This is a genomic window from Clostridium thailandense, assembly GCF_019207025.1.
Taxonomy (GTDB): Bacteria; Bacillota; Clostridia; order Clostridiales; family Clostridiaceae; genus Clostridium_AM; species Clostridium_AM thailandense.
This window is the reverse complement of the sequence record NZ_JAEEGC010000115.1, coordinates 1-1,738: the sequence shown is the minus strand read 5'-3', so window position 1 is coordinate 1,738 and position 1,738 is coordinate 1. Positions and strand designations below refer to the sequence as shown.

1 rRNA gene is annotated in these 1,738 nt (G+C 49.2%); it reads right to left on the bottom strand.

The window, feature by feature from the left end:
- Positions 1–125: 125 nt before the first annotated feature.
- A 16S ribosomal RNA gene (locus tag I6U48_RS19995) occupies positions 126–1,636 on the bottom strand.
- Positions 1,637–1,738 lie beyond the last annotated feature (102 nt).

Below are 1,738 nucleotides of genomic sequence, written 5' to 3'. Positions count from 1 at the left end.
GAACAATTGAAGTTTCATTTCAATGTATCGATTATTTGAAATCAATACATAAATAATCCCTCAAGATTAAACAGAGTGTATTCAACCAGTTGTCATACAGAATTACCTGTATGTCGACTCCTTAGAAAGGAGGTGATCCAGCCGCAGGTTCTCCTACGGCTACCTTGTTACGACTTCACCCCAATCACTAACCCCACCTTCGGCCGCGTCTCCCTTACGGTTAGACTACGGACTTCGGGTGTTGCCAGCTCTCATGGTGTGACGGGCGGTGTGTACAAGGCCCGGGAACGTATTCACCGCGACATGCTGATTCGCGATTACTAGCAACTCCAGCTTCATGTAGGCGAGTTTCAGCCTACAATCCGAACTGAGGGTGATTTTATAGTTTTGCTCCACATCGCTGTATTGCATCTCTTTGTATCACCCATTGTAGCACGTGTGTAGCCCTAGACATAAGGGGCATGATGATTTGACGTCATCCCCACCTTCCTCCGCGTTAACCACGGCAGTCTCACTAGAGTGCTCATCTTACTGGTAGCAACTAATGATAAGGGTTGCGCTCGTTGCAGGACTTAACCTAACATCTCACGACACGAGCTGACGACAACCATGCACCACCTGTCTTCCTGCCCCGAAGGGCTTCCTCCATTACGAGTAATTCAGGAGATGTCAAGTCTAGGTAAGGTTCTTCGCGTTGCTTCGAATTAAACCACATGCTCCGCTGCTTGTGCGGGCCCCCGTCAATTCCTTTGAGTTTTAATCTTGCGATCGTACTTCCCAGGCGGAGTACTTATTGTGTTAACTGCGGCACAGAAGGGGTCGATACCTCCTACACCTAGTACTCATCGTTTACGGCGTGGACTACCAGGGTATCTAATCCTGTTTGCTACCCACGCTTTCATGCCTCAGCGTCAGTTACGGTCCAGAAAGTCGCCTTCGCCACTGGTGTTCTTCCTAATCTCTACGCATTTCACCGCTACACTAGGAATTCCACTTTCCTCTCCCGCACTCTAGACTTCCAGTTTGAAATGCAGCTCCCAAGTTAAGCCCGGGAATTTCACATCTCACTTAAAAGTCCGCCTACGCATCCTTTACGCCCAGTAAATCCGGACAACGCTTGCCACCTACGTATTACCGCGGCTGCTGGCACGTAGTTAGCCGTGGCTTCCTCCTTTGGTACCGTCATTATCGTCCCAAAAGACAGAGCTTTACAACCCGAAGGCCTTCATCACTCACGCGGCGTTGCTGCATCAGGCTTTCGCCCATTGTGCAATATTCCCCACTGCTGCCTCCCGTAGGAGTCTGGACCGTGTCTCAGTTCCAATGTGGCCGATCACCCTCTCAGGTCGGCTACGCATCGTCGCCTTGGTGAGCCGTTACCTCACCAACTAGCTAATGCGCCGCGGGTCCATCTCAAAGCGGATTACTCCTTTAATTAGTCCTCCATGCGAAAAACTAATGTTATGCGGTATTAATCTCCCTTTCGGGAGGCTATCCCCCTCTTTGAGGCAGGTTACCCACGTGTTACTCACCCGTCCGCCGCTAATCCATCCCCGAAGGGATTTCATCGCTCGACTTGCATGTGTTAAGCACGCCGCCAGCGTTCGTCCTGAGCCAGGATCAAACTCTCAATTTAAAAGTTTGAATGCTCATTACTGTTTTTTCTTAGCTACTATCAAGTAGCTCAAAAGAATTGCTGGTTTACTTTACTTAATAAAAGCTATTTAAGCTTTTAACC